This is a genomic window from Pseudomonas sp. IT-P294, from assembly GCF_949767865.1.
In the GTDB taxonomy this organism is placed as follows: Bacteria; Pseudomonadota; Gammaproteobacteria; order Pseudomonadales; family Pseudomonadaceae; genus Aquipseudomonas.
On record NZ_CATKQW010000022.1, the window covers coordinates 26,432 to 52,327 of the forward strand.

The 25,896-nt window shown below is 58.9% G+C and carries 26 protein-coding genes; 16 read left to right on the top strand and 10 right to left on the bottom strand.

Annotated features, from left to right (window positions below; all coding sequences use genetic code 11):
- The first annotated feature begins 71 nt into the window (after nt 1-71).
- The 3 genes from ACM6I0_RS15245 to ACM6I0_RS15255 are packed head-to-tail and all read left to right on the top strand — an operon-like array spanning nt 72 to nt 3,916.
- Nucleotides 72-812, top strand: a complete 741-nt coding sequence (locus ACM6I0_RS15245) for a gluconate 2-dehydrogenase subunit 3 family protein (RefSeq protein ID WP_414922722.1) — start codon at nt 72-74, stop codon at nt 810-812.
- A gap of 2 nt (nt 813-814) precedes the next feature.
- On the top strand, nt 815-2,599 hold the full coding sequence (locus tag ACM6I0_RS15250) for a GMC family oxidoreductase (RefSeq protein WP_414922723.1): 1,785 nt from the start codon (nt 815-817) through the stop codon (nt 2,597-2,599).
- Nucleotides 2,600-2,611: 12 nt separating this feature from the next.
- Nucleotides 2,612-3,916, top strand: coding sequence for a c-type cytochrome (locus ACM6I0_RS15255; protein ID WP_414922724.1), 1,305 nt, complete (start codon nt 2,612-2,614; stop codon nt 3,914-3,916).
- A gap of 61 nt (nt 3,917-3,977) precedes the next feature.
- Here ACM6I0_RS15255 and ACM6I0_RS15260 read toward each other — a convergent pair whose 3' ends face one another.
- The gene (locus ACM6I0_RS15260; RefSeq protein WP_285431383.1) at nt 3,978-4,283 is read right to left on the bottom strand and encodes a hypothetical protein; all 306 of its coding nucleotides are present in this window, start codon (nt 4,281-4,283) and stop codon (nt 3,978-3,980) included.
- 225 nt (nt 4,284-4,508) lie between these two features.
- On the opposite strand from ACM6I0_RS15260, the gene ACM6I0_RS15265 reads away from it, so the two are divergent.
- The 3 genes from ACM6I0_RS15265 (at nt 4,509) to ACM6I0_RS15275 (ending at nt 8,159) form a co-directional block, all read left to right on the top strand.
- Nucleotides 4,509-5,567: a PA0069 family radical SAM protein gene (locus ACM6I0_RS15265; RefSeq protein ID WP_414922725.1), complete on the top strand. Its 1,059-nt coding sequence runs from the start codon at nt 4,509-4,511 to the stop codon at nt 5,565-5,567.
- 243 nt (nt 5,568-5,810) lie between these two features.
- Complete coding sequence (locus ACM6I0_RS15270; protein WP_285431387.1) at nt 5,811-6,542, top strand: carbonic anhydrase; 732 nt, start codon at nt 5,811-5,813, stop codon at nt 6,540-6,542.
- A 90-nt stretch (nt 6,543-6,632) separates the two neighbouring features.
- Nucleotides 6,633-8,159 (top strand): SulP family inorganic anion transporter, encoded by a 1,527-nt coding sequence (locus tag ACM6I0_RS15275; RefSeq protein ID WP_414922726.1) that lies wholly within the window; start codon nt 6,633-6,635, stop codon nt 8,157-8,159.
- A gap of 120 nt (nt 8,160-8,279) precedes the next feature.
- On the opposite strand, the gene ACM6I0_RS15280 is transcribed toward ACM6I0_RS15275, so the two are convergent.
- Nucleotides 8,280-8,930: a hypothetical protein gene (locus ACM6I0_RS15280; protein WP_285431389.1), complete on the bottom strand. Its 651-nt coding sequence runs from the start codon at nt 8,928-8,930 to the stop codon at nt 8,280-8,282.
- 370 nt (nt 8,931-9,300) lie between these two features.
- On the opposite strand from ACM6I0_RS15280, the gene coxB reads away from it, so the two are divergent.
- The 4 genes from coxB to ACM6I0_RS15300 all read left to right on the top strand — a co-directional run bounded on the left by coxB (nt 9,301) and on the right by ACM6I0_RS15300 (nt 13,685).
- A complete protein-coding gene (gene coxB, locus ACM6I0_RS15285) occupies nt 9,301-10,428 on the top strand; it encodes a cytochrome c oxidase subunit II (RefSeq protein ID WP_285431390.1) in 1,128 nt (375 codons plus the stop codon).
- Nucleotides 10,429-10,510: 82 nt separating this feature from the next.
- Nucleotides 10,511-12,103, top strand: coding sequence for a cytochrome c oxidase subunit I (ctaD, locus tag ACM6I0_RS15290; RefSeq protein ID WP_259157710.1), 1,593 nt, complete (start codon nt 10,511-10,513; stop codon nt 12,101-12,103).
- A gap of 117 nt (nt 12,104-12,220) precedes the next feature.
- Nucleotides 12,221-12,772 (top strand): cytochrome c oxidase assembly protein, encoded by a 552-nt coding sequence (locus ACM6I0_RS15295; RefSeq protein ID WP_208670660.1) that lies wholly within the window; start codon nt 12,221-12,223, stop codon nt 12,770-12,772.
- Nucleotides 12,773-12,797: 25 nt separating this feature from the next.
- A complete protein-coding gene (locus ACM6I0_RS15300; protein WP_259157708.1) occupies nt 12,798-13,685 on the top strand; it encodes a cytochrome c oxidase subunit 3 in 888 nt (295 codons plus the stop codon).
- Between the two features lie 4 nt (nt 13,686-13,689).
- Here the strand turns inward: ACM6I0_RS15300 and ACM6I0_RS15305 are convergent, their stop codons facing one another.
- Nucleotides 13,690-13,893 (bottom strand): twin transmembrane helix small protein, encoded by a 204-nt coding sequence (locus ACM6I0_RS15305; RefSeq protein ID WP_090177370.1) that lies wholly within the window; start codon nt 13,891-13,893, stop codon nt 13,690-13,692.
- 70 nt (nt 13,894-13,963) lie between these two features.
- Between ACM6I0_RS15305 and ACM6I0_RS15310 the strand changes: the two genes are divergently transcribed.
- From ACM6I0_RS15310 to ACM6I0_RS15330, 5 genes are read left to right on the top strand one after another with little or no spacing between them, the layout of a single operon-like run.
- The gene (locus tag ACM6I0_RS15310) at nt 13,964-14,704 is read left to right on the top strand and encodes an SURF1 family protein (protein WP_414922727.1); all 741 of its coding nucleotides are present in this window, start codon (nt 13,964-13,966) and stop codon (nt 14,702-14,704) included.
- The gene (locus ACM6I0_RS15315; protein ID WP_414922728.1) at nt 14,670-15,263 is read left to right on the top strand and encodes a hypothetical protein; all 594 of its coding nucleotides are present in this window, start codon (nt 14,670-14,672) and stop codon (nt 15,261-15,263) included. The genes ACM6I0_RS15310 and ACM6I0_RS15315 overlap by 35 nt, the downstream gene beginning before the upstream one ends.
- 10 nt (nt 15,264-15,273) lie before the next feature.
- On the top strand, nt 15,274-16,350 hold the full coding sequence (locus tag ACM6I0_RS15320; RefSeq protein WP_285431400.1) for a COX15/CtaA family protein: 1,077 nt from the start codon (nt 15,274-15,276) through the stop codon (nt 16,348-16,350).
- The gene (gene cyoE, locus ACM6I0_RS15325) at nt 16,338-17,237 is read left to right on the top strand and encodes a heme o synthase (protein WP_222589203.1); all 900 of its coding nucleotides are present in this window, start codon (nt 16,338-16,340) and stop codon (nt 17,235-17,237) included. Before ACM6I0_RS15320 ends, cyoE begins: the two co-directional genes overlap by 13 nt.
- The gene (locus ACM6I0_RS15330; RefSeq protein ID WP_414922729.1) at nt 17,234-17,869 is read left to right on the top strand and encodes an SCO family protein; all 636 of its coding nucleotides are present in this window, start codon (nt 17,234-17,236) and stop codon (nt 17,867-17,869) included. Before cyoE ends, ACM6I0_RS15330 begins: the two co-directional genes overlap by 4 nt.
- Before the next feature lie 172 nt (nt 17,870-18,041).
- Here ACM6I0_RS15330 and ACM6I0_RS15335 read toward each other — a convergent pair whose 3' ends face one another.
- The 3 genes from ACM6I0_RS15335 to ACM6I0_RS15345 form a co-directional block, all read right to left on the bottom strand.
- Nucleotides 18,042-18,812 (bottom strand): MetQ/NlpA family ABC transporter substrate-binding protein, encoded by a 771-nt coding sequence (locus tag ACM6I0_RS15335; protein WP_222589201.1) that lies wholly within the window; start codon nt 18,810-18,812, stop codon nt 18,042-18,044.
- 62 nt (nt 18,813-18,874) lie between these two features.
- On the bottom strand, nt 18,875-19,549 hold the full coding sequence (locus ACM6I0_RS15340) for a methionine ABC transporter permease (protein ID WP_131059102.1): 675 nt from the start codon (nt 19,547-19,549) through the stop codon (nt 18,875-18,877).
- Entirely contained in the window at nt 19,549-20,556 is a 1,008-nt protein-coding gene (locus tag ACM6I0_RS15345; RefSeq protein ID WP_285431406.1) for a methionine ABC transporter ATP-binding protein, read from the bottom strand. The genes ACM6I0_RS15340 and ACM6I0_RS15345 overlap by 1 nt, the downstream gene beginning before the upstream one ends.
- Before the next feature lie 265 nt (nt 20,557-20,821).
- Between ACM6I0_RS15345 and katE the strand changes: the two genes are divergently transcribed.
- Nucleotides 20,822-22,960, top strand: a complete 2,139-nt coding sequence (gene katE / locus ACM6I0_RS15350; protein WP_414922730.1) for a catalase HPII — start codon at nt 20,822-20,824, stop codon at nt 22,958-22,960.
- A 119-nt stretch (nt 22,961-23,079) separates the two neighbouring features.
- On the opposite strand, the gene ACM6I0_RS15355 is transcribed toward katE, so the two are convergent.
- From ACM6I0_RS15355 to zur, 4 genes are read right to left on the bottom strand one after another with little or no spacing between them, the layout of a single operon-like run.
- Nucleotides 23,080-23,796 carry a PA5502 family lipoprotein gene (locus tag ACM6I0_RS15355; protein ID WP_285431410.1) on the bottom strand — a complete coding sequence of 239 codons (717 nt, stop codon included), beginning with the start codon at nt 23,794-23,796 and terminating at the stop codon, nt 23,080-23,082.
- Between the two features lie 37 nt (nt 23,797-23,833).
- Nucleotides 23,834-24,622: a zinc ABC transporter permease subunit ZnuB gene (znuB, locus tag ACM6I0_RS15360; RefSeq protein ID WP_090177401.1), complete on the bottom strand. Its 789-nt coding sequence runs from the start codon at nt 24,620-24,622 to the stop codon at nt 23,834-23,836.
- The gene (gene znuC / locus ACM6I0_RS15365; RefSeq protein WP_285431411.1) at nt 24,615-25,400 is read right to left on the bottom strand and encodes a zinc ABC transporter ATP-binding protein ZnuC; all 786 of its coding nucleotides are present in this window, start codon (nt 25,398-25,400) and stop codon (nt 24,615-24,617) included. Before znuC ends, znuB begins: the two co-directional genes overlap by 8 nt.
- A complete protein-coding gene (gene zur / locus ACM6I0_RS15370; protein ID WP_285431413.1) occupies nt 25,400-25,882 on the bottom strand; it encodes a zinc uptake transcriptional repressor Zur in 483 nt (160 codons plus the stop codon). The genes znuC and zur overlap by 1 nt, the downstream gene beginning before the upstream one ends.
- Nucleotides 25,883-25,896: the final 14 nt, after the last annotated feature.

Genomic DNA, 25,896 nt, shown 5'->3' on the forward strand with positions numbered 1-25,896 from the left:
TCCCTGCCAAAACGAAAAGCCTTTCGACGAAACGGCTGAAAAAACCATCAATGCCTGATGAGGTGCCCCCCATGTCTGATCAAGATCGAGACAACCCGCGGCGTGAGTTTTTGCGCAAATCCCTGACCTTGATCCCGGTGGTCACCGTCGCCAGCACCGCGCTGGGCAGCTCCGTCCTGCTCGCCGCGCCAGAATCGACACCGACCACCCCTGGCAAAACTCCCGTCAGCACCAGCACCTATGAGCCCACCTACTTCACCGCCGAAGAATGGACATTCATCAAGGCCGCCGTTGCTCAATTGATTCCGAGTGATGCCCAAGGGCCTGGAGCGCTGGAAGCCGGCGTGCCGGAATATATCGACCGGCAAATGAACACCCCTTACGCCGCCGGTGCCCTGTGGTTTATGCAAGGGCCATTCAACGCCGACGCCGCGCCAGAAATGGGCTGGCAGAGCAAACTGGTGCCCAAAGAGATCTATCGCCTGGGTATTGCCGCCACGGATGCTTGGTCGAAGGCGTTCAACGGGAAAATATTTTCCGAGCAAGACAGCGCTACCCGAGACGATTTGCTGAAACAACTCGAGGCCGGAAGGCCTGAGTTCGATAGCGTCTCGTCAAAGATTTTCTTCAACCTGCTGCTGCAAAACACTAAGGAAGGGTTTTTCTGCGACCCGATCCACGGTGGCAACAAAGGCATGGTCGGCTGGACCATGATCGGCTTCCCCGGCGCCCGCGCCGATTTCATGGATTGGGTGGAACGCAACGAGCAATACCCCTTCCCGGCAGTTTCGATTCGCGGCGAGAGGGCATAAGCATGGCAACGGTAATGAAGAAGGTCGATGCAGTCATCGTCGGTTTTGGCTGGACTGGCGCGATCATGGCCAAAGAGCTGACAGAGGCAGGCCTGAACGTGCTGGCGCTGGAGCGCGGACCGATGCAGGACACCTACCCTGATGGAAACTATCCCCAGGTGATAGACGAACTCACCTACAGCGTGCGGAAAAAACTCTTCCAGGACATCTCCAAAGAGACCGTTACCATTCGCCATAGCGTGAATGACATTGCACTGCCGAACCGCCAACTCGGTGCGTTCCTGCCGGGCAATGGCGTGGGCGGCGCCGGCCTGCACTGGTCCGGCGTGCACTTTCGGGTCGATCCAATCGAGTTGCGGATGCGTAGCCACTACGAAGAACGCTACGGCAAAAGCTTCATCCCCAAGGACATGACCATCCAGGACTTCGGCGTCAGCTATGAAGAGCTGGAGCCGTTTTTCGATTACGCCGAGAAGGTGTTCGGCACTTCGGGTCAGGCCTGGACGGTGAAAGGCCAGCTGGTTGGTGAAGGCAAGGGCGGCAACCCTTACGCACCGGATCGCTCGAATCCCTTCCCGCTGGAATCCCAGAAGAACACGGTTTCCGCACAACTGTTCCAGAAAGCCGCTACAGCTGTAGGTTACAAACCCTACAACCTGCCGTCGGCCAATACGTCCGGTCCGTACACCAATCCCTACGGCGCCCAGATGGGCCCGTGCAACTTCTGCGGTTTTTGCAGTGGATACGTTTGTTACATGTACTCCAAGGCTTCGCCGAACGTGAATATTCTTCCGGCCCTCAAGCCGCTGCCGAATTTCGAGTTGCGGGCCAATTCCCACGTGCTGCGGGTCAACCTCGACAGCACCAAGAGCAAAGCCACCGGCGTGACCTACATCGATGGCCAGGGCCGGGAGATCGAGCAACCCGCCGACCTGGTGATCCTCGGCGCGTTCCAGTTCCACAACGTGAGATTGATGCTGCTCTCCGGCATCGGCAAGCCTTACGACCCGATAAGCGGCGAAGGCGTGGTCGGCAAGAACTTCGCCTACCAGAACATGGCCACCATCAAGGCGTTCTTCGACAAGGACACCCACACCAATAACTTCATCGGTGCCGGCGGCAATGGTGTGGCGTTTGATGACTTCAACGCCGACAACTTCGACCACGGCCCCCACGGCTTCGTCGGCGGCTCGCCGATGTGGGTCAACCAGGCCGGCAGCCGGCCAATTGCCGGGACGTCCAACCCACCAGGCACGCCGGCCTGGGGCAGTGCCTGGAAACGTGCCACCGCCGATTATTACACCCACCAAGTGTCGATGGACGCCCACGGCGCGCATCAGTCCTACCGTGGCAACTACCTGGATCTCGACCCTGTTTACCGCGATTCCTACGGCTTGCCACTGCTGCGGATGACCTTCGACTGGCAAGAAAACGACATCAAGATGAACCGTTTCATGGTCGAGAAAATGGGCAAGGTCGCCGAAGCAATGGGCCCCAAAGCCATTGCCGTGATCGGCAAGCAGGTCGGTGATCACTTCAACACCGCGTCCTACCAGACCACCCACCTCAACGGTGGCGCGATCATGGGCACTAATCCGAAAACCAGTGCCTTGAACCGTTACCTGCAGAGCTGGGACGTGCACAACGTGTTCGTCCCTGGCGCGTCGGCATTCCCACAAGGCCTGGGCTACAACCCTACAGGCCTGGTCGCCGCATTGACCTACTGGTCGGCCCGGGCGATCCGCGAGCAGTACCTGAAAAACCCCGGCCCGCTGGTTCAGGCTTAAGGAGCGATGACCATGAAAGCATTCGTTATCGCGACCTTCGCCCTGCTTGGCAGTGGCTCGATCAGTGCTGCTGAAGTTGATCAAAACCTGATCAAACAAGGCGAATACCTCGCCCGTGCCGGCGACTGCGTGGCCTGTCACACCGCCAAAAACGGCAAGCCATTCGCCGGTGGCTTGCCGATGGAAACGCCGATAGGGACGATCTATTCAACCAACATCACGCCGGACAAAACCGGCCTGGGCGACTACAGCTTCGAGGACTTCGACAAAGCCGTGCGCCATGGCGTCGCCAAAAACGGCAGTACTTTGTACCCGGCGATGCCGTATCCGTCCTACGCCAGCGTCAACGCAACCGACATGCAAGCCTTGTACGCCTACTTCATGCACGGTGTGGCACCGGTTGCTCAGGAGAACAAGACCAGCGATATTCCCTGGCCATTGAGCATGCGCTGGCCGCTGATGGGTTGGCGCTGGCTGTTCGCCCCGGCCGTGGCTGACGACAAAGCGGCGCCTGGCGCAGATGCCGTGGTCAGTCGTGGGGCTTATTTGGTTGAAGGCCTGGGACATTGCGGCGCCTGCCATACGCCGCGTGCGTTGACCATGCAGGAAAAATCCTTGAATGCCGGTGAAGGCAGTACGTTTCTGTCAGGCAGTGCGCCACTGGAAGGCTGGATTGCGAAAAATCTTCGTGCAGATCACAAGGATGGCCTTGGCAGCTGGAGCGAAGAGCAGCTGGTGCAATTCCTCATGACCGGGCGCAGTGATCGCAGTGCGGTGTTCGGTGGCATGAGCGATGTGGTCACCCACAGCATGCAGTACATGACCGACGCTGACCTGACCGCGATTGCCCGTTACCTCAAGTCCCTGCCGGCCAATGACCCCAACGACCGGCCGCACGAGTACGACAAACAAGTCGCCCAGGCGTTATGGAAAGGTGACGACAGCAAGCCCGGCGCATCGGTATACATCGATAACTGCGCGGCCTGCCACCGTACCGACGGTCACGGTTATACGCGGGTGTTCCCGGCGTTGGCGGGCAACCCGGTGTTGCAGTCGGACGATCCGACGTCGTTGATTCACATCGTGCTCAAGGGCGGGACTTTGCCGGCCACGCATACGGCACCGTCCACTTTCACCATGCCTGGGTTTGCCTGGCGGCTGTCGGATCAGGAAGTGGCGGATGTCGTGACCTTCATCGGCACAAGTTGGGGAAATAAAGGAGCGACCGTAAAGTCCAGCGAGGTAGCCAAACTGCGCAAGGATGATTTGAAAACAACTTCCGGCGACGATCTTGGCCAACTTACCCAGCATAACTAAGCTGTCGTGATGAAGTGAACCTGCATGAGCGATCATGCAGGTTTAATTAGTTATCCAACTATCAAGGATTGACGATAACGGAATAGGCCTTGGCCAGAGCCAGCAGCTTTTCCTTGTCATGACTATCGATATCACCGTCACCATCCACATCACTGCTGACTGTCCGGATGTTAAAGGATCGACCGCCATCCGCCGAGACTGCCGTGATGTAGACGGACTCCACCAGTGCTTCGGTCTGTACGCCATTGACAGCATCCCAATCCAACTCCTTGCGGGCAAGTTGCATCGATACTTGCGCTTCCTTTGGATTGACAATAGTCGGGGCCAACAACTGCAAAAAGATACCGCGCTGATTAAACATAGACATTTATTAATTCCATTTAATAAGTAATTCACGAAGGCTTCGTGTGCTGGAGATAGTACTTACCTCACCACACAACAACCTACTATTTATATGTTTCCCATGATGACGACAGACCTCGTTATTACTCCCGATACAAAAACAGTTTTGATGCGACAGATCGCCGAACGGCACTGGCCGAATTCCCAGAGCCCCTATACTGTATGCACATACAGTCAAGAGCAATAAATCATGGCCACCCCTCTGCCCCCACGCGGTCGCGGCACCGCCACCAACCCGCACAATCGCTTCGCACCGAATCGCTCGGTGTTCGAGGATGACGGCTGGTATCAGGAAGCGCCGGTCACCCAGGGCACCGAGGTGCGCATCGAAACGGCAAAAACCATCATCACCCGCAACAACTCACCGGATCTGCCCTTCGATCGCTCGATCAACCCCTATCGCGGATGTGAGCACGGTTGCATTTACTGCTACGCGCGTCCCAGTCACGCTTACTGGGACATGTCGCCAGGGCTGGACTTCGAAACCAAATTGATCGCCAAGACCAACGCTGCCGATGTGCTGGAAGAACAACTGTCCAAGCGTGGCTATCAATGCGCGCCCATCAACTTGGGCTCCAACACCGATCCTTATCAACCGATCGAGCGTGAACACAAGATCACTCGCAAAACCCTCGAAGTGCTGCTGCGCTACCGCCATCCGGTGACTATCATCACCAAGGGCTCGTTGATTCTTCGCGATCTGGACCTGTTGGCCGAACTTGCGGAGCAAAGGCTGGTGGCGGTGATGATCAGCCTCACAACCCTGGACGATGAGCTCAAACGCATCCTCGAACCCCGTGCCGCGGCGCCCAAGGCCCGGTTGCGCGCGATCAGGGTGATGCGTGAAGCGGGTATCCCGGTGGGCGTGCTGTGTTCGCCGATGATTCCGATGATCAACGACAGCGAACTCGAAAGCCTGCTCACCGAGGCTCACGCGGCGGGCGCGCAAAGTGCGGCTTATATGATGTTGCGTTTGCCGCTGGAAGTGGCGCCACTGTTCGAAGAATGGCTGGCGGCCCACTACCCTCAGCGTGCCGCGCATGTGCTGAGTTTGATTCGGCAAAGCCGCGGCGGCGAGCTCTATGACAGTCGGTTCGGTTCCCGGATGCGCGGTGAGGGGCCGTTTGCCGATCTATTGGCGCAACGATTTGCCAAAACCATCAAACGCTTGGGGCTCAATCATAGCGAAGGCTTTAATCTGGACTGCGATTCCTTCTGCCCGCCGGGTCGCCAGATGTCATTGATTTAAGGACAATGGGCGTATGGTTGAGGAATGGAAAATACACTTGGCCATGACGCCGGTCACGTTTTTTGTGACCTGGAACACACGTTCTAGAGCGTTCGATTCAGTTTGAGTTAAGTTTCGACGGCTACCTTGTTCATCGAGTGACTGACGGGTCGAGCTTCACGGCCTGGATGTTTTTTAAACAGCCACTGGCTTCACACCGGACAAAACGGGAAAATTCCCTGACTCCGCCAAAGAGGATGAATCATGAGTGACAAGGATAAACAGCCGTTGGCTGCGTCGGCTTCAGCCCAACACGAGGCGGAAACCGCCGATGCAGCGCTGAAACATATTGTTGACGGCTTTTTGCACTTTCATCACGAGGTTTTCCCGCAGCAGGAAGAACTCTTCAAAAAACTCGCCACGGCCCAAAGCCCACGAGCAATGTTCATCGCTTGCGCCGACTCGCGCATCGTTCCCGAGCTTATTACCCAAAGCGCCCCCGGCGACTTGTTCGTGACCCGTAACGTCGGCAACGTCGTTCCCCCTTATGGTCAGATGAACGGCGGGGTTTCCACGGCCATCGAATACGCCGTGCTGGCCCTCGGGGTGCAGCACATCATCATTTGCGGGCACTCCGATTGTGGCGCGATGCGCGCCGTGCTCAACCCGCAAAGCCTGGAAAAAATGCCCACGGTCAAAGCCTGGCTACGGCATGCCGAAGTGGCGAAAACCATGGTCCAGGAAAACTGCCATTGCGCTGATGAAAACGAGAGCATGCATGTCCTCACCGAGGAGAATGTGATCGCCCAGCTACAGCATCTGCGCACTCACCCTTCGGTCGCTTCGCGCATGGCCAATGGTCAGCTGTTTATCCATGGCTGGATCTACAACATCGAAACCAGCGAAATCAGAGCTTACGACGCTGATCAAGGGTGCTTCCTGCCGCTCGATGGCAGTCATCCGATTCCGGTGGCGACGCCCAAAGCGCGCTTCTAAATCCTCCTAAATCTATGTGTGGTTTAGCCGAGGCTGCTGATTAAGCAGTCTGGCTTTGCCATGCCTGAAGAAAACTTCGGGAGAATCTCCATGCGTGCTGCGCAATTGAAAGCTGTTCTGCCACGGGAGCTGCTGGCATCCGTGGTCGTGTTTCTCGTCGCCCTACCCTTGTGCATGGGCATCGCGATCGCTTCGGGTTTGCCACCCGCCAAAGGTTTGATCACCGGGATCATTGGTGGACTGGTCGTCGGTTGGCTTGCCGGCTCGCCTCTGCAAGTCAGTGGCCCGGCGGCAGGTTTGGCGGTGCTGGTCTTCGAATTGGTGCGCCAGCACGGTATTGCCATGCTCGGGCCGATCCTGCTGCTGGCGGGTTTTCTGCAACTGGTGGCCGGGCGCTTGAAGCTGGGTTGCTGGTTCCGGGTCACGGCGCCAGCGGTGGTGTACGGCATGCTTGCCGGGATCGGTGTGCTGATCGTGCTTTCACAGGTGCACGTGATGCTCGACGCCGTGCCCAAGCCTTCTGGACTGGACAATCTCTCGGCCTTTCCGGCTGCCGTAATGCAGGCCTTGCCGTCCTTTGGCTGGCAGGCAGGTTTGCTCGGGTTGTCGACGATTGCCGTGATGTGGCTGTGGGAAAAATTTCGCCCTCACTCATTGCGCTTCATTCCCGGGGCACTGCTCGGCGTCGGGCTGGCGACTGTCACTAGCCTGATCCTTGCGTTGCAGGTCAAACGGGTGGAAGTCCCGGCCAACCTGGCCGAGGCCATCGATTGGTTGAAACCCACCGACCTGCTCAACCTGGCGGACCCGACCCTACTGATCGCCGCTTTTGCGGTGGCCTTCATCGCCAGTGCCGAAACCTTGCTCTCGGCAGCAGCCGTGGACCGTATGCACAGCGGGCAGCGTTCAGACTTTGACCGGGAATTATCGGCGCAAGGGGTGGGCAATATGCTTTGCGGCCTGATGGGTGCGCTGCCGATGACCGGTGTGATCGTGCGCAGCTCGGCCAACGTTCAGGCCGGTGCCACCACACGTCTGTCGGCGGTGTTCCATGGTTTGTGGCTGCTGGCTTTTGTGTTGCTGTTGTCCAGCGTGCTGCAGAGTATTCCGGTAGCGAGCCTGGCGGGTGTGCTGGTGTACACCGGTTTCAAACTGGTCGACCTGAAAGCCTTTCGAGGCCTGGGCCGCTATGGCCGGATGCCGATGTTCACTTACGCGGCGACAGCGCTGGCTATCATCTTCACCGACCTGCTGACGGGCGTGTTGATCGGCTTTGGCCTGACGTTGGCGAAACTGGCATGGAAAGCTTCGCGACTGAAAATCAGCCTGATCGACCTGCCCACGGACGGTGAAATGGAGTTGCGCCTGATGGGCGCCGCGACCTTTCTCAAAGTACCGGCGTTGACCCAAGTCCTGGGGACCATCCCTGCAGGTACGACGGTGCATGTGCCGCTCAATAACCTGAGCTACATCGATCATTCGTGCCTGGAGTTACTGGAGGAATGGGGCCGGGCCAATGCGGCCAAGGGATCGAAGCTGATCATCGAAGCGCGGGGTCTGAAGCGCAGGCTGGAAGGGCGTTTGCGGACAACGTCCGGCGTGGGTTCAGCCGCGTAGAAAACAATGTGGGAGCGGGCTTGCTCGCGAAAGCGGTGTGTCAGTCAACATCAATGTTGAATGATCGACCGCATTCGCGAGCAAGCCCGCTCCCACAGGTGTTCGGTTTCTCCCGTTGGATCAAGCCGCCGGCTGATCCAGTTCAAGGCTCACGCCCAAGCGGCGCGACATGCACGGCCAACGCTTCCACGCGGCGCCAGTGTCCGGGCTGCTGAGCTTTTCACGGTAGGCCTCAACCGACTCCAGCGCAAAGCCTTCGTCGTTGAGCATCTCGTCCACAGCGTGATGTACCGCCTCGTCCAGCTGGTTGGCGAACGCCTCACCGATCAATTGGTGGGCAATCAGGTTGGCGACAGTCATGTCCAAGGGGATCAGTGGCTGGCCAAAATGCTTGATGTACAGGTCATTGACCTCTTCAACCAACCGATGTGCCAGATACGCCTCGTCCAGCAGGCCGTCCAGACCAACATGACCGGCCATGATCGCCGGCGGCTGAAGGAAATACTGTTCGGCAATTGTCAGCACCGGTTTGATCTGTGACTCGATACCCGCTTCCCTAGCGACTTCATTGGCTGCATCCAGCAGATCAGGCACTTCATTGATGTAAGCGGCGACGAAACGCGCCAGCACACCATTGGCATCCGCTTCCGGTAATTGGATCGATGGGTGTAAATGAGGCAGTTTGCTTTCCAGCTGACGAGTCAGCAGGCCGGTCTCGGCTTCATGTTGTTGGGCTTTTTGGATCTGCTCGCGCAATGCGGCGGTGTTCATGAAAACTCCAGGAAACAAGGCAATGAAATAGGGAAGACATAACTTAGCTGGCCTATGACGAACGCTAAGACGCATTTGTCATAATTATTTCATCCTTGAGACGCCTCCGTTATATCGGTTTGCCACCACTCGTCTGCATCCTTCTCCATTCGTGACCTTGAACGCAAGTCCCAGCTGTTTCAGGTCATTTACGCCATCACATTGCGAGGTCGCGGTCGCTGTCTATACTCGGGTTGGAATGGAGTTAGCTGATGACGCCCGACTGCACATGCAGCAAGGCACGGCAATTCAAGTTCGTAGTCTGAAAAAGCCGCTCCCTTGCCGCTGGTGTTTGCCGGCGGGATAACAAGAACGATAAGGGGAACCCGCAATGATGCGACATCCACACGTCTGGATGGGCCTCCTGTTGTGGTCGATTTTCAGTCCTGCGCACGCCGCCTGGACTGTGAATATGGCGCCGGGAGCGACTGAAATCAGTCACGCAGTATTTGACCTGCACATGACCATTTTCTGGATCTGTGTGGTGATCGGCATCATCGTCTTCGGCGCCATGTTCTGGTCGATGATCCTCCACCGCCGCTCGACCGGGCAGGTGGCTGCAAAATTTCATGAAAGCACCACCGTCGAAATCCTCTGGACCATCGTGCCCTTCCTGATCCTGGTGGCCATGGCGGTTCCTGCGACCGCAACCCTCATCAAGATGTACGACGCCAGTGAACCGGATATCGATATCCAGATCACCGGCTACCAGTGGAAGTGGCATTACAAATACCTGGGCCAGGACGTTGAATTCTTCAGCAACCTGAACACGCCTGCCGATCAGATCCACAACAAGGAAACCAAGGGCGAGCACTACTTGCTCGAGGTCGACAAACCGCTGGTGCTGCCGATTGGCGCCAAAGTTCGCTTCCTGGTGACTTCCGCCGACGTCATCCACTCCTGGTGGGTGCCGGCCTTCGCGGTCAAGCGCGACGCGATCCCGGGGTTCGTCAACGAAGCCTGGACCCGCGTCGACAAACCGGGCATCTACCGTGGCCAATGTGCCGAATTGTGCGGCAAGGACCACGGCTTCATGCCGATCGTGGTCGAGGTCAAGGAAAAGGCCGATTACGACAAATGGCTGGCCGAGCGTAAAGCCGAGGCCATGCAGCTTAAAGAGCTGACCAGCAAGGAATGGACGCTCGACGAGCTCAAAGAGCGCGGCGACAAGATCTATCACACCACTTGCGTCGCCTGTCACCAGGCCGAAGGCCAAGGCCTGCCGCCAATGTTCCCGGCGCTCAAAGGCTCGCCGATTGCCACCGGCCCTAAAGCCGACCACCTGCACCGCGTTTACTTCGGCAAACCTGGCACCGCCATGGCGGCGTTCGGCAAGCAGCTTTCGGAAGTCGATATCGCGGCAGTCGTGACCTACGAACGTAACGCCTGGGGCAATAACAAAGGCGACATGGTCACTCCTAAAGAAGTGCTGGAGCTGAAACAGGCGGAAAGCAAATGACCCGGTCTATTGCGCACGTAAGGAACCGGTCGGGGCTGCGCGCCCTGACCTGCCCAGCCCCTCTGTTTGCAGGAGACAGGACATGACTGCTGTCGTCGATGACCATGTTCAAACCGAGACCGCCCACGCCCACGGCCCCGCCAAAGGCCTGATGCGTTGGGTGCTGACCACTAACCACAAGGATATCGGGACGCTGTACCTGTGGTTCGCGTTCTGCATGTTCCTGCTGGGCGGTTCGTTTGCGATGGTGATTCGCGCCGAGCTGTTCCAGCCCGGACTGCAAATCGTCGAACCGGCGTTCTTCAACCAGATGACCACCATGCACGGCCTGGTGATGGTCTTTGGCGCCGTGATGCCGGCCTTCGTCGGCCTCGCCAACTGGATGATTCCGTTAATGATCGGCGCGCCGGACATGGCCCTGCCACGGATGAACAACTTCAGTTTCTGGCTGTTGCCGGCCGCGTTCATCCTGCTGGTCTCGACCCTGTTCACCCCCGGTGGCGGACCGAACTTCGGCTGGACGTTCTACGCCCCACTCTCCACGACCTACGCACCGGAAAGCGTGACGTTCTTCATCTTCGCCATCCACTTGATGGGGATCAGTTCGATCATGGGGGCGATCAACGTGATCGCGACCATCCTCAACCTGCGCGCCCCCGGCATGACGTTGATGAAAATGCCGTTGTTCGTCTGGACCTGGCTGATTACTGCGTTTCTGCTGATCGCGGTAATGCCGGTATTGGCCGGGTGCGTGACGATGATGCTGATGGACATCCACTTCGGCACCAGTTTCTTCAGCGCGGCCGGTGGCGGTGACCCGGTGTTGTTCCAGCATGTGTTCTGGTTCTTTGGACACCCCGAGGTGTACATCATGATCCTGCCGGCCTTCGGTGCCGTCAGCTCGATCATCCCGACCTTCTCGCGCAAGCCGCTGTTTGGCTACACCTCGATGGTCTATGCGACAGCGAGTATTGCGTTCCTGTCATTCATCGTCTGGGCGCACCACATGTTCGTGGTTGGCATTCCGCTGGTGGGCGAACTGTTCTTCATGTACGCCACGTTGCTGATCGCCGTGCCGACCGGGGTCAAGGTGTTCAACTGGGCCAGCACCATGTGGCAAGGCTCGTTGACCTTCGAGACGCCGATGCTGTTCGCAGTGGCGTTCGTGATCCTGTTCTCCATCGGCGGGTTCTCCGGCTTGATGCTGGCCATCGCCCCGGCGGACTTCCAGTACCAAGACACGTACTTCGTGGTCGCGCACTTCCACTACGTGCTGGTGCCGGGGGCGATCTTCGGGATCTTCGCGTCAGCCTACTACTGGATGCCGAAATGGACCGGTCACATGTATGACGAAACCCTCGGCAAGCTGCACTTCTGGCTCTCGTTCATCGGCATGAACATGGCGTTCTTCCCGATGCACTTCGTAGGCCTGGCCGGCATGCCGCGGCGGATTCCGGACTACAACCTGCAATTCGCCGACTTCAACATGGTGTCGTCGATTGGCGCGTTCATGTTCGGTGCCACGCAACTCTTCTTCCTGTTCATCGTGATCAAGACCATTCGCGGCGGCCCGCCAGCACCGGCCAAACCGTGGGATGGGGCCGAAGGACTGGAGTGGAGCATCCCGTCACCGGCGCCGTATCACACGTTCACTACACCGCCGGAAGTGAAATGAACATCCTCGGCCTTGTGGGAGCTGGCTTACCTGCGATGGCTGCGACGCGGTGGGTCAGACTCACCGCTATCGCGGGCAAGCCCGCTCCCACATGGGGTTATGTGGAGGGCTTGCTCCATGGCTGATTCAATTTCGCTGAAGAAGCTCGTCACCCGCCTGTTGCTGGTGGTGGTGGCGATGTTTGTCTTTGGCTTTGCCCTGGTGCCGATCTACGACGTGATGTGCAAGGCGTTCGGCATCAACGGCAAAACCGCCGGGCAATACGAAGGCGAGCAAGTGGTGGATATGTCGCGGCAAGTGCGCGTGCAGTTTCTGTCGATGAATAATGCCGACATGGTCTGGGAGTTCTATCCCAAGGGCAATGAGTTGACGGCGCATCCGGGGGCCGTGAACGAGATGATTTTCGTCGCCTACAACCCGACCGATCACCCTATGAGCGCCCAGGCAGTGCCGAGCATCGCGCCCAGTGAGGCGGCGGCGTACTTCCACAAAACCGAATGTTTTTGCTTTACCCAGCAAGTGCTGCAGCCCGGTCAACGGATCGAGATGCCGGTACGTTTCATCGTTGACCGTGACATGCCCAAGGATGTGAAGCACCTGACGCTGTCCTACACGCTGTTCGATATCACCGCCCGACATCCACCGGTAGCTGTAAACACTGGCGGTTGAGCGTGCCCGATAAGGAGAACAATAAATGGCAACTCATGAACATTATTACGTTCCGGCCCAGAGCAAATGGCCGATCATCGCCACGGTCGGCATGCTCACGACCGTTTTCGGCCTGGCCACCTGGTTCAATGACCTGAAAGCGGCGCGGCCCGAATCCCACGGCCCGCTGATCTTTTTCGTCGGCGGCCTGCTGGTGGCCTACATGCTGTTCGGCTGGTTCGGCACGGTGATCAAGGAAAGTCGCGGCGGCTTGTACAGCGCGCAGATGGACCGCTCGTTCCGCTGGGGCATGAGCTGGTTCATCTTCTCCGAGGTGATGTTCTTCATCGCTTTCTTCGGTGCGCTGTTCTATGTACGGCACATTTCGGGTCCCGCTCTCGGCGGCGAAGGTCCGAAAGGTATCGCCCACATGCTTTGGCCTAACTTCCAGTTCGCCTGGCCGCTGCTGCATACCCCGGATCCGAAACTGTTCCCGCCACCCAAGGAAGTCATCAGCCCTTGGGGTTTGCCGTTGCTCAATACCGTGTTGCTGGTGAGTTCCAGCGTCACCATTACCATCGCCCACCACGCCTTGAAAAAGGGCCATCGCGGTGCGCTGAAAATCTGGCTGGCGATCACCGTGCTGCTGGGTTGCGCGTTCCTCACCTTCCAGGCCGAAGAGTACATGCACGCCTACCACGAGCTGGGCCTGACCCTCGGCTCGGGTATCTACGGCGCAACATTCTTCATGCTCACCGGTTTCCACGGGGCCCACGTGACCATCGGCACCATCATTCTGTTTGTGATGCTGATGCGGATCATGCGTGGACACTTCGATAACGAACATCAGTTCGGCTTCGAGGCCGCGAGTTGGTATTGGCACTTCGTGGACGTGGTGTGGATCGGGCTGTTTGTTTTCGTCTACGTGCTCTGAGGCTTTACCAAGGTGCTGTAGAGACCAACTGGCCGCTGTAGAAACCCCAGGCGATCAAGCCGACGGTCACGGCGGCCAGTGCTACACGAACACTCAAGGCAATGACGAGGCGGTTCGAGCTGCTGTCGTCCTTGACCAGAAAAAACAGGCCGCTGAACAGGCTGACAACCGTGGCAATCAGCATCAGGACGATGGCTGCTTTGAGCATGGTGAAACTCCGGGGGAAAGGCGATGCACTTGAGTATAGCTATCGCGATGACCGACTTTTTGGCGACGCCATGAAGCACTTCCGGCCGGGTGTCGTGCCGACGCTGGTGGTCGCAATCCTGCTACCGCTGCTGGTGTCGCTCGGGTTCTGGCAGTTGAGCCGGGGCGCGGAAAAAAGTGCGCTGCTACACACCTACACCGAACGCCGTGCCGCCGAACCGATGGCCAGCACCGCACTGCAACACACCGAAGATCCGGCGTTCCGCCGCGTTCACCTGCGCGGCCAGTTCGATCCCGCCCACAGCCTGCTGCTGGATAACCGCCAACGCGACGGCAAGGTCGGCGTCGAGTTGTTGCAACCGTTCCAGGATCAGGCGACCGGGCTCTGGCTGCTGGTCAATCGCGGCTGGCTGCCGTGGCCTGACCGGCGCACACCACCGCAATTCACTACGCCGACCGAGGCATTGAACCTTACCGCCTGGGTTTACGTGTCCCCCGGCGCGACTTTTCAGCTGCACGCCGACCCCAGCACCACAACCTGGCCGCAGCTGGTGACGGCCGTTGACCCGGCGAAGCTATGGACCACGCTCGATCGTGAAGGCTTTGCTTACGAATTACGTGAAGAAACCGGCCCCGCGTCCTACCAGGCCGATTGGCCCGTGGTGGCCATGGGGCCGGAGAAACACATCGCTTATGCCGTGCAGTGGTTCGCCATGTCGATCGCCCTGCTCGGCCTTTTCATCTACCTCGGCTGGCACAACGCAAAGGAGAAACACCATGGGAGCGGCCATGAATCCACCCAGCATGTCTGAGGCGAAAACACCGGTGAGCCGGCGTAAGGGTCGCCTGCAGTTGCTGCTGATCCTGCTGGGGGTGATCGGTCCGATGATCCTCGCCACCGGCATGTACAAATTGCAGTTCTGGGTGCCGGAGGGCCGCAGCTATCACGGCGAGCTGATTGGCAATGGCCAGTCCCGCGCCGACCTTGGCGTGCAGACGCAAGAGGATCGTTGGCAGTTGCTGGTTACGGCGCCCAAAGAGTGTTCGGTCGACTGCCAACAACTGGTGTACCTGGCGCGACAAGTCCAGATCGGCCTTGGCCCCGAGGCGGGGCGCGCCAGTCACGCGCTCGCCGCGGCGCAACCGCTGAGCAGCGATTACGACGCCAAACTCACCCGCGAGTATCCTCAATTACAGCGCTATCCACTGAATTTGACCGATTTCCATAAAACCGTCGGCGACCAGTCAGTGCCGCAACTCTGGATCATCGACCCTCACGGCAATCTGGTGCTGCGCTACGACCCGACGGTCAAGGGTAAGGACCTGCTCAACGACCTGCGTCATCTGTTGAAACTGTCGAACATCGGATAAGGGCATCGTCATGGCCAAACCTGGATTTCGCCTCGCGCTGTTTGCCACCTTGCTGGCACTGATTGTGGTGCTGCTCGGCGCCTACACCCGCCTGACCCACGCCGGCCTCGGCTGCCCGGACTGGCCGGGTTGCTACGGTTTCATCAGCGTGCCCAAAGGCGAGGCTCAACTGGCCCATGCCGAATTGCATTTTCCCGAGGCGCCCGTCGAAGCCCACAAAGGCTGGAACGAGATGGTCCACCGCTATTTCGCAGGCACGCTGGGGCTGTTGATTTCGGTGCTGGCCGGGCGTGCCTGGGTGCATCGCCGTCATCCGGGGCAACCGGTGAAGTTGCCGTTGTTTCTGCTGGGCGTGGTGTTTGCCCAAGCGGCGTTCGGCATGTGGACGGTAACGCTCAAGCTCTGGCCGCAGGTTGTCACCGGGCATTTGCTCGGCGGATTTGCGACGTTGAGTCTGCTGTTTTTGCTGACCTTGCGCCTGTCCGGCGTCGTGCCGGCGCTGACGGTGCCACGGCGTCTGCAACACTGGGCGACAGCCGGGTTGCTGCTGGTGATCCTGCAAATCGCCCTCGGCGGTTGGGTCAGTTCCAACTACGCGGCAGTGGCCTGCATCGATTTCCCGACCTGCCATGGGCAATGGCTGCCGCCCGCTGACTTCGCCAACGGCTTCCACCTGACCCAACACATCGGCCCCAATTACCTCGGAGGGCAACTCGACAGCGATGCCCGCACGGCGATTCACCTGACTCACCGGATCGGCGCGTTGCTGGTGACGCTCGTACTGCTCGGTCTGGCCTGGCAACTGAAAGTGGTCGGCATGACCCGTCTGGCAGGGCTGGTGCTGATTGCACTCGGCGCACAAATTACCCTCGGCATCAGCAACGTGCTGTTCCACTTGCCTCTGCCGGTGGCCGTTGCCCATAACGCCGGCGGCGCGGTCCTGCTACTCACGATGGTGCTGGTCAATTATCACGCGCGAACCAGCCTGGTTCGGGTGAAGCAGCAAACTCCGCGCTGGCGGTTCAGCCCGCGTAAACATTCAGCCGGCCCCATAACAATAAAAGGAGAGACGCCATGGCGACTCTGATCGGCGCGCGTCACAGTCAGGCCATCTGGCGTGACTATCTGGAGCTGACCAAGCCTAAAGTGGTGGTGCTGATGCTCATCACCTCGCTGGTCGGCATGTTTCTCGCCACCCGCGCCGGAGTGCCGTGGACCGTGCTGGTGTTTGGCAATCTGGGGATCGCACTGTGTGCGGGCGGCGCAGCGGCGGTTAACCATGTGGTCGACCGGCGTATCGATGCGGTCATGGCTCGCACGCACAAACGCCCCTTGGCCGAAGGTCGGGTGTCCCCGGCGGCCGCGCTGATTTTTGCCCTGGTGTTGGCGCTGCTTGGACAAGCCGTGCTGTTGGCCTTCACCAATGCGCTGACGGCCTGGCTCACCCTCGCCTCGCTGCTCGGCTACGCGGTGGTCTACACCGGTTTCCTCAAGCGTGCGACGCCGCAGAATATTGTCATCGGCGGCTTGGCCGGTGCCGCGCCGCCGTTGCTCGGCTGGACCGCCGCGACGGGGCATGTCAGCGCCGAACCGTTGTTGCTGGTGTTGATCATCTTCGCCTGGACCCCGCCACACTTCTGGGCCCTGGCCATTCACCGCAAAGAGGAATACGCCAAGGCCGACATTCCGATGCTGCCGGTCACTCATGGCGAGCACTACACCAAAATCCACATCCTGCTTTACACCTTCGCGCTGCTGGCCGTCAGCCTGATGCCCTACGTGATCCACATGAGCGGCATGCTGTACCTGATTTGCGCGCTGGGACTCGGCGCGAGGTTCCTGCAATGGGCCATCGTGCTGTACCGTGGCACTCGGCCGCACGCGGCGATCAACACCTTCAAGTACTCTATTTATTACTTGTTCCTGCTGTTTATCGCGCTGCTCGTAGACCACTACCTACTGTTGAACCTATGACTCGAACTCAGAAAACCGTCTTCATCCTTGTCGCCCTGATCGCTCTGGTTCTGGGCCTGACCATCAACAAAGTGCTGTCCGGCAAAGGCCAGGGCGATCCCACAGCGCTGATCGACGCCGGGATCATTTTGCTGCCGCAAAGCCGCAACCTGCCGAACGTGACGATGACGGACGAAGACGGCAAGCCCGTCATGGTCAATGAGCTGAAAGACAAATGGTCGCTGTTGTTCTTCGGCTACACCTTCTGCCCGGACATCTGCCCGACCACTCTCGCCCAGCTACGTCAGATCAAAAGTGAATTGCCGCCAGAGGCGGTGGCCAAGTTGCAGATCATTCTGGTCAGCGTCGACCCGAACCGTGACACGCCCAAGCAACTCAAGCAGTACTTGGGTTACTTCGATCCACAGTTCAAAGGCCTGACGGCCTCTTCGGTGGACGACATTCAAAAACTGGCCAACGCGGTGAGCATTCCGTTTATTCCGGCGGACACCAGCAAACCGAACTACACCGTCGACCACAGCGGCAACCTTGCGGTGATCGGCCCGGACGGAACTCAACGTGGATTCATTCGAGCGCCATTGAACAACACGAAGTTGGTGGCGCAGTTGCCGGTGATGCTCAAACGCAAATAAGAAAACCGGCCCAAAAAAAACCGCAGCCCAAGCTGCGGTTTTTTGCATCTGATCGTTCCCACGCTCCGCGTGGGAATGCAGCCAGGGACGCTCTGCGTCCCCAAACGGACGCGGAGCGTCCGGTGAGGCATTCCCACGCAGAGCGTGGGAACGATCGGTGTAGAGGGTTAGATCAGAACGCCGGCAATACCGCGCCTTTGTACTTCTCGAGGATGAAGGCTTTCACTTCCGGGCTGTGCAGGGCAGCAACCAGTTTCTTCATCGCGTCGCTGTCCTTGTTGTCCTCACGGGCCACAAGGATGTTCACGTACGGCGAATCGTTACCTTCGATGACCAGCGCATCCTTGGACGGATCAAGCTTGGCTTCCAGCGCGTAGTTGGTGTTGATCAACGCCAGATCGACCTGAGTCAGCACGCGAGGGATGGTCGCGGCTTCCAGTTCACGGAATTTCAGGTCCTTGGTGTTCTCGGTGATGTCCTTGACGGTCGACAGGATGTTGTTGGAATCCTTCAACTTGATCAGACCAGCCTTGGCCAGCAGCAACAGCGCACGGCCGCCGTTGGTGGCATCGTTCGGAATCACCACGTTGGCGCCACCTGGAAGTTCGGTCAGCGCCTTGTACTTGCTGGAGTAAGCGCCCAGCGGTTCCAGGTGCACGCCGGCAACGGCCACCAGGTTAGTGCCCTTGGCCTTGTTGAACTCATCAAGGTACGGCTGGTGCTGGAAGAAGTTGGCGTCCAGGCGCTTTTCGGCGACCTGCACGTTCGGCTGGATGTAATCGGTGAAGACTTTGACCTTCAAGTCCACGCCTTCCTTGGCCAGGGCCGGCTTCACGAATTCGAGGATTTCTGCGTGCGGAACCGGGGTGGCCGCGACGGTCAGTTCATCGGCGTGAGCAGCGAACGCTGCAACAGCGGCGAACGCGACAAGTAGTTTTTTCATTCAGCTAACTCCATGTGAGACGCCTGCATTTGGCGCCTGCCAGCGAATGGCCGGCTCATTTGTCATTTACGTGAAAAGTGTACGACCAGCTTATCGCCGACGGTTTGCAACACTTGCACCAGCACCAGCAGCAACATCACCGTCACGACCATCACATCGGGCTGGAAACGCTGGTAACCGAAACGGATCGCCAGGTCGCCCAGACCACCCGCGCCCACCACACCTGCCATTGCTGTGTAGGACACCAGTGTAATGGCTGTCACCGTAATCGCCGCGAATATGCCCGGGCGGGCTTCCGGCAGCAAGGCATTGGTGATGATCTGCCGCGTCGTGGCGCCCATCGCCTGGGTCGCCTCGATGATGCCGCGATCGACCTCACGCAGGGCGGTTTCCACCAGTCGGGCAAAGAATGGCGTAGCGCCTATCACCAGCGGCGGGATCGCACCGGCGACACCCAGGGACGTACCGGTGATCAGCACAGTGAACGGGATCATCACGATCAGCAGAATGATGAACGGCAGCGACCGCAGGATATTCACCATCAGCGACAGCATCGCGTAGACGCCTTTGGCTTCCAGCAACTGGCGTGGGCTGCAGAGGAACAACAGCACGCCCAGGGGCAGGCCGAGTAAAACGGTAAACAACAGCGAACCGAAGAGCATCAGCAATGTATCGCCGGTGGCCAGCCAGATTTCAAACCAGTCGATATTGACGAAGAAACTTGTCAGGACTTCCATCAGCGCAACACCTCCATGTGGACTTCAGCGGCGGTGAAATGAGCGAACGCCGCTTCCATGTCGCCACCGGTGACGGCCAGGGTCAATTGCCCGTAGGGGATGTCTTTGATGCGATCGATACGACCGGCGAGGATGCTGTAGTCCACACCCGTTTCCCGGGCAACGGTTCCCAGCAATGGCGCGTAGGTCGCTTCGCCCTGAAAGGTCAGGCGTACGATGCGGCCCGGCACGTGAGCGAAGTCATCGCGCTGTTCGCTTTCGTCGATCTGTTCGTCTTCTTGCACGAAGCGCTTGGTGGTCGGGTGCTTCGGATGCAGGAACACCTCGGCCACCGAGCCTTGTTCGACGATCACGCCCGCGTCCATCACCGCCACTTGATCGCAGACCCGACGGATCACGTCCATCTCGTGGGTAATCAGGACGATGGTCAGCTTCAACTCGCGATTGATCTCGGCCAGCAATTGCAGGACCGACGCAGTGGTCTGCGGGTCCAATGCGCTGGTGGCTTCGTCACACAGCAGGATTTTCGGCTTGGTCGCCAGGGCGCGGGCAATGCCGACGCGCTGCTTCTGGCCACCGGACAACTGCGCCGGGTATTTTTTGGCGTGATCGGACAAACCGACCCGTGCCAGCAATTCCGCCACCCGCAAATCGATTTCACTGCGCGACAGTTCGCCAGCGAGGGTCAGCGGCAGCGCGACGTTGTCGGCCACCGTCTTGGATGCCAGCAGGTTGAAGTGCTGGAAAATCATCCCGACCTGCTGGCGGAAACGCCGCAGGCTGTTGGCGTCGAGCGCCGTGACTTCTTCGCCGTCGACAATGATCTTGCCGCCACTGGATTCTTCCAGGCGATTGATCAGACGCAGCAGGGTACTTTTTCCCGCACCGGAATGGCCGATCAGGCCAAAGACCTGACCGTTCTCAATCGTCAGACTGGTCGGGTGCAGGGCGGGAATATCCTTACCGGCGACGCGGTAGGTTTTGTGGACGTTTTGAAACTCGATCACGTAGCGAACCTTGTGGGGCGCGTTGGAAAAGGATCAGCGGTTAGCCGGGCGCGCATTTTAGCCTGTCCGTATAGAGGTTATTAGCATTTATTCCGCATTCAACCTTCCATTTGGCAATAACGCGATCAAAGGTTAGAAAAAAGGAACGGCGCAAAACGTCATCAGTCACTAATTAGGCAACTCGAAAACGCCCCCGGTGCCGTGCCTGGGGAATTGCTCAAGAGTCCTGGCTACGGCGGGAGTCGCAACGAGGAGTTTAAAACTGATGAGTACCAAGAAGCCTGCCGCACCAAAAAGCGCACTGGCCGGGACCGATACCCTGGACCGAGGCAATACCAATTCCAAGCTCGACAGCCTGGAAAAATTTCGCTCCGATGCCACTGACCAGGCCCTGCGCACCAATCAGGGCGTGAAAGTTTCGGACAACCAGAACACCTTGAAGGTCGGTGCCCGCGGGCCGTCGTTGCTGGAAGACTTCATCATGCGTGAAAAAATCACGCATTTTGACCATGAACGCATTCCCGAGCGCATCGTCCATGCCCGTGGCACGGGTGCTCATGGCTATTTCCAGACGTACGAAAACCATTCAGTCCTGACCAAGGCCGGTTTCCTGCAAGACCCCGGTCATAAAACCCCGGTCTTTGTGCGTTTCTCTACGGTCCAGGGCCCGCGCGGCTCGGGTGACACCGTGCGCGACGTGCGTGGTTTCGCCGTGAAGTTCTTCACCGAGGAAGGCAACTTCGACCTGGTGGGCAACAACATGCCAGTGTTCTTCATTCAGGACGCCATCAAGTTTCCTGACTTCGTGCACGCAGTAAAACCGGAGCCGCACAACGAGATTCCTACCGGAGGCTCGGCTCACGACACCTTCTGGGATTTTGTTTCGTTGGTGCCGGAGTCGGCGCACATGGTGATTTGGGCCATGTCCGACCGGGCGATCCCGAAAAGTCTGCGCAGCATGCAAGGCTTCGGTGTGCACACCTTCCGGTTGATCAACGCCGAAGGTAAATCACGCTTCGTCAAATTCCATTGGCGCCCTACCGCCGGGACTTGCTCGCTGGTATGGGATGAAGCGCAGAAGCTCGCCGGTAAAGACACCGATTTCCACCGTCGCGATCTCTGGGAATCGATCGAGATGGGCGACTACCCGGAATGGGAACTGGGCGTACAGATCATCGAAGAGGAGAACGAGCACTCGTTCGACTTCGATATCCTCGACCCGACCAAATTGATTCCGGAAGAACTGGTGCCGATCACACCGTTGGGCAAAATGGTGCTCAACCGCAACCCGGACAACTTCTTCGCTGAAACCGAGCAAGTCGCATTTTGCCCGGGGCACATCGTGCCGGGCATCGACTTTTCCAACGATCCGTTGCTGCAAGGTCGGCTGTTTTCCTACACCGACACGCAAATCAGCCGCCTCGGTGGGCCGAACTTTCACGAGATTCCGATCAACCGTCCGGTCGCGCCGTTCCACAACGGTCAGCGCGATGCCATGCATCGCACCACCATCGACAAGGGTCGCGCGTCCTATGAGCCGAACTCAATTGATGGTGGATGGCCAAAAGAAACGCCACCGGCGGCACAGGACGGCGGCTTCGAGAGCTATCCGGAGCGCATCGACGCCAACAAGATCCGCCAGCGCAGCGAATCGTTCAGCGACCACTTCTCCCAGGCGCGGCTGTTTTTCCACAGCATGAGCAAGCACGAGCAGGAACATATCATCGCGGCCTACAGCTTTGAGCTGGGCAAGGTTGAGCGTGAGTTTATTCGTGCGCGCCAAGTGAATGAGATCCTGGCCAACATCGACCTGGAACTGGCCAAGCGCGTTGCGACAAACCTCGGTTTGCCAACACCCAAAGCCGGCACCGTCGAAGTGCGCAAGACGTCGCTGGATCGCTCACCGGCCCTGAGCCAGGCGAACCTGCTGCCGGCGGATATCAAAACCCGCAAAGTGGCGATTCTTGCAGCCAACGGTGTCGATGGCGCGGCGATTGATGCGATGAAGAAGGCGCTTCAAGCAGAAGGCGCGCATGCCAAATTGCTCGGCCCAACCTCCGCGCCCGTTAAAACAGCAGATGGCAAATCACTGCCGGTGGATGCATCGATGGAAGGATTGCCTTCGGTGGCGTTCGACGCCGTATTCGTACCGGGTGGCGCAGCGTCGATCAAAGCGTTGAGCGGCGATGGTGTGGCGCTGCATTACCTGCTTGAGGCGTACAAGCACCTGAAGGCCATTGCGCTGCATGGCGAGGCGAAACAGTTGTTGGATGTGCTCAAGCTTGAGGTCGATGCGGGGCTGATCGTGGGCGCGGATGCCAAGTTGATCAAACCGTTCTTTGCCGCCATCGGGCAGCATCGGGTTTGGGATCGGGAGCCGAAGGCCAAGGCAATTCCAGCTTAAGTTTCTGCATAGACAGGTGGGATGCCTTCGCGGGCAAGCCCGCTCCTACAAGGATTAGGGCCGTTCGCTATTAGGTGAACGACGTGAATCCTGTGGGAGCGGGCTTGCCCGCGATGCTTTTAAGGTTTACGCGGACTCAACACCATTTGTGCCGGAACGTTGCGCAGGACCTGCTTCTCAAGGTTCAGATCAAACCCGGAATCCAGTTTCTTCACCCGCTTGGTGAGCAGCGTCGTCAACCAAGGGAAATCCTCGGTGCGTGGCGCTTGAATGCTCACATCGCACTGGTAATTCACCACATCGGCGGCAATCGCATCGAGTTGCCGGCGAAGCTTTGTCATATCCGCGAGGTTCAACGCAATCGTCGTGCTTTCCGCAGTCGGATCGATCACTTTCGCCTGGGGCTTGGCTTCTGCGGCCATGAGCGCAGCTTCGGCTCTGTCCAGCTCGGCCTTGCGAGCATTGACGATGGCATTGTTGACGCCACCTGTCAGCGCCGGAGCCTTGGGCATCAGTGCGCGAGCCCGGGCCAGCGCCGTTGCGGCAGCATTGACATCACCTTTTTGCAGCACGATCTGGCTTCGACGCAGGTACGCTTCCGCCAATTGCCGCTGATACGGCACAAGGGATGGATCGTTCGGCGACTGTGCCTGTAAGGCAGCCAGTTGGTCTTCGGCAGTGGCCAGCTCGCTGCTGGCCAGGTTTTGTTCCAGCTGCGCGATGGCCGCAGCCCGTGCATCGGTCGCCTCAGTGGCGGCCGGCGGCGTGCTTTGGCAAGCGCCCAGTAGCAGCGAAAATGCGACAAGGAGCAGATAACGGGAGGCTAACAGCTTCATTCCTGCGACTCTCTATTTGCGCAAAAAACGAGCAAGTCTACACCCCTCTACGGGGCAGGACAAAACTCAGCAGAAACAGTGCGGCGGCCGTCACAACAATTGACGGGCCCGCCGGGGTGTCTTTGAACCATGACAACGCCAACCCGCCACAGACCGCGAGCATGCCCAGCAGGCTCGCGCCCAGTGCCATCTGCTCCGGAGACCTTGCGTGACGTTGTGCCGCAGCCGCCGGAATGATCAGCAACGAAGTGATCAACAACACACCGACAATCTTCATCGCCACCGCGATCACCACGGCGATCAGCAACATCAGGGTCAGGCGCAACGCCGCGACCGGCAAGCCTTCGACCGTGGCCAGTTCTTCATGCACCGTGATTGCCAGCAACGGCCTCCACAATGTCACCAGCAAGGCCAGAACGGCCGCGCTGCCACCGAGAATCCAGGACAAGTCCGTCGGACTGATCGCCAACAAGTCACCGAACAGGTAGGCCATCAGGTCGATCCGCACTTCGTGCATGAAGCTTAGTACGACCAGGCCCAAAGAGAGCGTGCTTGGCGCGAGAATGCCCAAAAGCGTGTCGGAAGCCAGTGGCTGACGCTGCTGCAAGGTCACCAGCAACACCGCCAGCAGCAGGCAGCCAACGGTCACGGCCACGGCCGGGCTGACGTCCAGCAGAAAGCCCAACGCCACACCCAGCAAGGCCGCGTGGGACAAGGTATCGCCGAAATAGGCCATGCGCCGCCAGACCACAAATGAGCCCAGAGGTCCCGCGACCAACGCCAAAGCCAGACCTGCAAGCAGGGCGTAAAGCAGAAAATCAGCCATGCTTGCAGCTATCTCCATGGACGTGGGTATGGACCGCCGGGGTCGCGGTGACCACTGAGCCATGCAGGTCATGGGCGTGGTCGTGATGGTGGTGATAAATCGCCAGGCTTTGTGCGTTCTTTCCAAACAACTCGACGAAAGCCGGATCGCCGCTCACCTGTTCCGGGTGCCCGGAGCAGCAGACATGGCGATTGAGGCAAACCACCTGGTCGGTAGTGCTCATCACCAGGTGCAAATCGTGGGAAACCATCAACACGCCACAACCGTGACGGTCGCGCAGGCGTGTGATCAAGCTGTAGAGCTCGGCCTGGCCAGCCACATCGACACCTTGCACAGGCTCGTCGAGCACCAGCAATTGCGGTTCGCGCAACAATGCCCGAGCCAACAACACGCGCTGCATTTCGCCGCCGGAAACACTTTGCACCGGACTGTCGATCACCTGCTCGGCGCCAACTTCCTTGAGGGCCGACAGGGCCATGGCGCGATCCACACCCGGTACCAGGCGCAAGAAGCGCAGCACCGAAAGCGGTAATGTCGGGTCGACGTGAAGTTTTTGCGGCATGTAACCGACGCGCAGCTTCGGCTTACGCCAGACGCTGCCGCTGTCGGGCCTCAACAGGCCGAGTACCGCCCGAACTAACGTGGTCTTACCCGCGCCGTTAGGGCCGATCAGCGTCACGATCTGCCCTGGCTCGACGCTCAGATCGATATTGTCCAGCACGTTTTGCCCGGCAAAAGTGACGGCAACCTTTTCGAGGCGGATCAGCGTGTTGCTCATCAAGCCCCCTGACAACCCGAGCAGAGCCCGACCACTTCAACGGTCTGGCCTTCGACGATGAAACCAACCTCCTTCGCGCTGCCAATAATGGCGTCGCTGATGGACTTCTGTTCCAGCTCGATGGCGGCGTGGCATTCGCGGCAGATCAGGAACTGCCCTTGGTGGGCATGCTCCGGGTGATTACAGCCGACGAAGGCGTTCAGTGACGAGATACGGTGCACGAGGCCGTTTTCCAGCAGGAAATCCAGCGCTCTGTACACAGTGGGCGGCGCGGCGCGGCGACCGTCCTGCTCGCTGAGCACCGCCAGGATGTCGTAGGCGCCCAGCGGTTTGTGGCTTTGCCACACCAGTTCCAGCACCCGCCGACGCAAGGCGGTCAGGCGCAGGCCTTGCCGCGCGCACAAAACGTCGGCCTCTGACAGAGCGCTATGCACGCAATGAGAGTGGTCGTGGGGACGGCTGGCAATCGGTGTTTTAGGCATGAGCGGCGACGAGT